Annotated in this window: 4 protein-coding genes; 1 reads left to right on the top strand and 3 read right to left on the bottom strand. The window is 53.2% G+C overall.

The features are described from left to right. On the top strand, positions 1–555 hold a 555-nt coding region (locus Q0K10_RS15365; protein ID WP_294508974.1), incomplete at its 5' end, for a hypothetical protein. 326 nt (positions 556–881) lie between these two features. On the opposite strand, the gene Q0K10_RS15360 is transcribed toward Q0K10_RS15365, so the two are convergent. Genes Q0K10_RS15360 through Q0K10_RS15350 form a run of 3 tightly spaced genes read right to left on the bottom strand, consistent with a single transcriptional unit; the run spans position 882 to position 5862 of the window. Then, positions 882–4019 (bottom strand): discoidin domain-containing protein, encoded by a 3138-nt coding sequence (locus tag Q0K10_RS15360; protein WP_294508971.1) that lies wholly within the window; start codon positions 4017–4019, stop codon positions 882–884. Positions 4020–4072: 53 nt separating this feature from the next. Beyond that, positions 4073–4801 carry a prepilin-type N-terminal cleavage/methylation domain-containing protein gene (locus Q0K10_RS15355; protein WP_294508968.1) on the bottom strand — a complete coding sequence of 243 codons (729 nt, stop codon included), beginning with the start codon at positions 4799–4801 and terminating at the stop codon, positions 4073–4075. Positions 4802–4818: 17 nt separating this feature from the next. Next, positions 4819–5862, bottom strand: a complete 1044-nt coding sequence (locus Q0K10_RS15350) for a LacI family DNA-binding transcriptional regulator (protein ID WP_294508965.1) — start codon at positions 5860–5862, stop codon at positions 4819–4821. Positions 5863–6055 lie beyond the last annotated feature (193 nt).

Raw genomic sequence — 6055 nt, 5'->3', positions numbered from 1 at the left:
AATCACCAGCGATTTTTCTTCATTTGGATATTCTCGTTTCGCTTTCCCTGCCGCGCTAGCGGCTCAGTTCAAGTATTATGGGGATTGACTATCTCCGCTATATTAACGGGTTGCTGCTTATCAGACAAATCGTTTGATAAAAATGATTATATCATTTTTGAACCTGTTTCTATTTCTTATATGAAATATATTTTGGATTTACAAGATTTGAGTGGTATTATAGAGGGAATAGAGCAGCGTGCAGGAAATTTGGAGGAGAATCAGCCTTTAAAAGAGTATTTATTGAAGCTAAAGACATTTAATAATCGTTTTATCAAAACGACTCCTCCTGTATTTTCAGATCCAAATGATTGGAAAGAATTTTGCATTCTAGTGGAGGATAAAAACAATAAACCTTATTTTTACGTAAAGAAAAGTTTTAAAACGACTTCATATGGAACTGTACCTGTAAAAGTCACGGGACTTCTTGTCGTTGACGCAGCAGGTAATGTGATGAAAGACCATGTTATAGAATGGCGCTCAATAAGTGATGATCTTGATAGTTCTGCCAAGTGAAAATTAAGGCAGATTTCCAATTGCAGGATATCGTAACTCAAAGGCTTTTACACCGATCGTTCAATGGAAAGTTGTCCAAAGATAACGTCCGGAAAATTGCGCACATTTTGAGAGCAGGCACTTGAAAAAGGGCCTGTTTCTGGATAACGTCCGGAAAATTGCGCACATTTTGAGAGCAGGCACTTGAAAAAGGGTAGTGTACGATATTGTGCGCTCATTGATTTCTGAGTGATGATTGCATCGTACCGGAATGGCCGCGCGGAAATTAAAAAAGTCCCCCGAATCGCATGCCGGAAAACGGGGGACGAGAGTGACACGTGGGCCGGTTATCGGAGCGTCCAGGTGAGCTTGCTGCTCCAGACAGCTCCAGGAGAGAGAGTCACCGGAAACGTCTCCATCTCCAGATTGTAGGCCCCGATGCCGAACCACAGGCGCGGCGGAGCAAAAGTTTTGGGATCAAACTCCTGTCTGAGTTCTATTTTCCCGGCCTTGTCGAATACGCGCCAGTAGCCCCGGTCGAGCGGCGGAGTATTTCGTTCTCCCAGACCGGACCAGAAGGGAATGACCTGCTCTTTTCCGCCAACGGGAAAGATCAGCTCATCGACTGTACTGTCTCCGGTTCCGCCGACCGTGTATTCCGGGTGCATGTAATATTTGAAGATCTGTTCCTTTCCCGAATTGTTTCTGACCGAAAGTTCCAGGGTCGCCGTGTTTCCCGTGACCGTATAGCGTTTGGTCAGCTGCAGCTCTTTCCCGGCGATCAGCGTGAGGGAGTTTCCCTCGATTTCTGCTTGATAGGGGGCATTGCGATTCACCGAGAGTTCCGGGGTCGTTGTACAGGTCATCCTGTCCCAGAGGCAGTACGCGAAGGGCACGCTGGGAAGATTCGGGAGTTGCGCGTAGTCGAGTTGCAGCTGATTGCCGCCATGTTTGAGATCCAGCATTTCCAGAACCCGTCCCCCACGGGCAGGATCCACGGTCAGCTCCAGGGTATCGGAGGCAAGGGAGTAGATCGGAGTATCCACACCGGCCATCTGCTGTTTACGGACTCCCGGTGTCATCGCAAGCTGCCGCAGGTAGGTCGTTTTCTCCTGGTAGCGGGACCCGGTGGAATCCTCATAGCCGATGCTGATTTTGACCGGCTCAAGAATATTTTTTCCGAAGCGGCAGGTGAAGTCGGTTTTCGCTTCCCCCTGCGCCGGAATGGAGAGCATCCGGGAGTCCAGAGGTTTGCCGGCAGCATCTTCCAGCGTGATTTTCGCCGTGCACGCTTCGGATGAGGCGTTGGAAATTGTAACCGGAATGGCAGCACTTTCGCCGCTGTCGGCAATCACTTCCGGAATATGGAGTGTCAGTGGCGCGGCCGTCGCGATCTCTTTTTCTTCGATATTTTTGATGTCGAGAAGCCGGAAGGGGGTCGTGGAAACAAGATAGACCGGAGCGGAGCCGAAACGAACCCGGAACCGGCCGTCGTCACTGGTCAGGGCCGCTGAACGATCACCAAGCATCGACACGATGTCCACTTTGCCCGGAGTTGTTGCAAATGTGCCGAGTCGTGAGGTTGCGCCATTCCACACCACTGCGATATATTGCCCGGTGACGGGATTGTGGAAATTCCAGCCGTAATCGGGTGATTTCATCCCGTCGACGGGAGTGAACGTTGTGCACTCCCCAAGCATTTCCCCGAGAACACAGCTGGCGTAGTAGGATGGTTTTTTCTGCATGTAAAAGTCGACCATGCCGAAACTGTGTTCCGTGTAATTCCTGTCATCGCCCTCGTCCCAGAAACTGTAGACGTAAACACGCTTGAACCCGAGCACATAGTGGAGAATCAGGCCGCGAATCAGAAACTCCGCCTGTCTGCGACGGGTGATGTTGCCGCTGGGATTGGAGTTGAGGCAGTCCGAATACCCGAATTCGGTTGAGATCATCGGTTTGGCCTCATCTCCGTACTTCTTCATGATCTCGCGGACCTGCGGAACCAGAGTCAGCAAGGTCTCCGGGGCGGCGGGAGGATAGCCTTCCGGAACCGGATAGTCGGAGGATTGCTTGGTGTAGGTGTGAAGATCCATCACATCGAAGTACTCTTTCATTCCTGCCTGGTAGAACTTTTCCAGCCACTCAAGGGAACGGCGCTCCAGACCGGTCGTGGGGGCGGAAATCAACACTTCCGGAGAAAGTTTTTTCCCTTCCTCGTACGCTTTTTTGAGAAAATTGTTGTAGACCTCCATCGGTTTTCCCGAGCCGTCCGGCTCGTTGCCCGCGGTAAAACCATAGGCCCCCATCGGAAAACCGTCGCGATAGCCGAATTGGTTGGGATTCGGGGTGATGCCGATGCCGTTCTCATAGAGCTTTTCCACGACGGACGGTGTCGCCAGCCACCAGCGGATCTGTTTGAAAGGGGTTTCCTTGAGCAGATCCAGCGCGACCTGTTCCCAGGCTTCAATGTGCGGACGTTGCGGGTGACGTCGGGCCCCTCCGCCGCCCCAGTAATGGTTGATCGCCAGCATGTCGCCGAATCGATCACATTGAAACGGCTTCGGAACCTGATACCGGACTGCCTGCACGGTCGGAGATTTGCCGTCCTCATACTCAGCGGCGACTCCCCAGTAGTGGACGGTGCCGGGAACCATCGGATAAAGAATGGTTGATCGGATATTTGCGCTGAACGATTTTTTCAGGGTCACTCCCGGTTCGTCAATCCGTCGGAACGGCTTATCCGATTCATACAGATGGTACGCCCGGGCGTTGTTGCCGGCAAATTCGCTCCAGTCGAGCGTCACCGCCGATTCCTGAATGCCCCTGACCTTGAGTTTCACGTCGGGACGCTGATTCTCGGGTAACAGCGCGGCGTCGGAGGAGGTCGAAACGCGGCCGAGAACGACCGCCTCGGCAAGGACCATCTGATACCGGTTCGGGTTTTTCGTCACCCGGAATTCGACGAAGCGTGCCAGAGCCGGTTTTCCCAGTTGCAGGGTGAGGGGAATCCCGTAGAACTGTTTGCCCTGATTGCCGCTCTTGAGGGTCCCCGGGTTGGTCCAGGTCCCGACCGGGATGAATTTCGTTCCGTCGTTGCTCAGCAGAACTTCAAAACTCTGTACCGAACGCTGCGGATCCTCGATCGCCCAGAGCTCCGCAGCCGTCACAAGATACTGTGCCTTGAGGTCGATGATGAAGTCGGCCGTTTTTCCCTTTGTCCATGAGCCGAAAGCGAGGGTTTCCGCCTGCGGCCCGATACTGCCGTCAAGCAGCGCCCGGTTGGTTCCGCCGGGACGGCTGCCGGTCCTGAGCAGTTCTTCGTCTGTGGCGAAGGGCCCTTCCGTGAGAAAACGCAATGTCGCGCCGGTTTCGATGGAAGGACGGTTGTCCTTGTAAATCCGTGCGTTTCCGGTCAGGACGGAATCCGATGCATTGCCCGTAAGCGCCATCCCGAGTAAAGCTGCAATCCAGAGGTGTTTTTTCATCGTTGATCCTAGTTGTGCTTCGTTGATTCATGCGGGGCGGTGGGGGGGGGCGGTTACTCTCCGCCACGCCGTTTATAATAAGCAACGCAATCTGCGCTGCCGTCTTTCTGAAGGCGAGCTTTGTATGCCGCCGAAGTGTGCTGTTTTACATGCCCATCCAGATAGCAGATGTTTCCGCCACCGCCATGCCGCAGCAACGGATATGTTCCGGTCGTGGTCGAGACATTCCCGCTGCTGTAGTAGGCGTTGGAGTCTTCCGTGACATCGCAGATTGCCATGACGCTTGAGGGGGAAGGTACTGCCGAGATTTTCCGCGGGAATGCCGTATTTCCGCTGAGAGAACTCATCAGCCCGGCATAACTTTCGCCGTCGATTGTGCTGTTGAAGCAATTAAATCCATACCCTCCGTACCACCAGTAATTCATTCCGAGAATCTGGAGATAGGACTGGGTGGAGGAGGGACAGCGGTAGATTTGTGCATTGCGGAGTCCCCCTTTGCTCATTCCGCTGTACAGAACCCCCAGCATTCGGGCATAGGTGCTGGTCCAGTCGCTGCCGAAATCCATGTAGTTGGCGGTACGGGCAGGGACGATGTAACCATCGTAATCTCCGATATAGAATTGCACCTGATTCCCCTGCTGTTTCAGGTTATTGGTGCAGGAGATGTCCTTTGCCCTGTCGCGCGCCTTGTTCAGCGCCGGCAGCAGCATTGCAGCGAGAATCGCGATGATTGCAATCACAACCAGTAATTCGATCAATGTGAAGAAGGCACGGTGGTTCATCTCTACGCTCTCCTTTATCATGAGTTTGCTTTGGGTGACTTGGCTGGAGCGGTGGAATCGCGGACCACCAGTTCCGGATCAAGAGTTTCGCAGGGGAGTTCATTGAGATTGCCCTGCAAATGCAGCACGAGATAATTGATCGCCTTGGTCCCGACTTCAAAAAGCGGTTGGCGGGCGGTGGTCAGTCCCGGAGTCAGAAATTCCGATTGCGGGAGGTCATCGAACCCGACCACGGAGATGTCGTCCGGAATCCGGCGACGGGTTTTCCAGCATGCTTTGTACGCCCCCATCGCCATCTCATCGTCGGCGGCGACAATGGCTGTGACATCCGGCGCCTGCTCAAAGAGTTTCAGCGCCTGCAGGTAACCTGCCTCCTGCGCAAGCTGTGTCGGAATGTGCTCGACAAAGAAACGTTTTTCCGGTTGGATTCCGGCTTTGACCAGTGTTTCGCAATACCCCTTGAAACGGTGTTGATGGTTCTCATCGTTTTCCATGAACTGGGAGAGATAGCCGATTTTCCGATGTCCGAGGTTGATCAAGTGACCCGTGACCTGGCATGCCGCCAGATAGGCGTTGTTGTTGATGAAACCGAGTCGGCGCCCGCGAAAGGGGCCGTTGATCGCCATTGTCGGAATGCCCGCCCGCTCAATTTCTCCAATTGCCGAGTAGCAGCTTGTGCTCATCGGCAGACAGATGGCGTCGCAACGCCGCTCCCGGACCAGCTGCAGCAACGATCGGCCGCATCCGTTCCCGAGGCTGTTCATGATTGCGGAGATGATCACACCGTTGCGGCACGCGTAATCCGTCATTCCGGCGATCAGAGGAGAGATGTAGTTGCTGATGATCGGTTGATCGGAAGAGAGAATTACGCCGATATTGAAAATCCGTTCTTTCCCCTTGTTGGGAGAAAAGTTCAACTCGTCGATCACCGCCTGGACTCGCAGGCGGGTCTCCTCGCTGACATCGGTCCGGTTGTTCACCACTCGCGAAACCGATGCAACGGAGACTCCCGCTCGTGCGGCCACCAGCCGGATATTGTTGCTTTTTCCCTGTCTCGGCATTGTTGTACTCCTGAGTTTCTGCCATTAATTATGATCGAAATATGATGAAAAGTCAAGAGCAAAAATAATAATTTTCGTAAATTTTGCTTTTTATTTTCCGAAACTGTATCGGAGATACACTTGAACTGAGCCGCTAGCGCGGCAGGGAAAGCGAAACGAGAATATCCAAATGAAGAAAAATCGCTGGTGATTT

The organism is uncultured Victivallis sp., from assembly GCF_944391105.1.
In the GTDB taxonomy this organism is placed as follows: domain Bacteria; phylum Verrucomicrobiota; class Lentisphaeria; order Victivallales; family Victivallaceae; genus Victivallis.
This window is presented reverse-complemented; position numbering and strand designations above follow the sequence as displayed.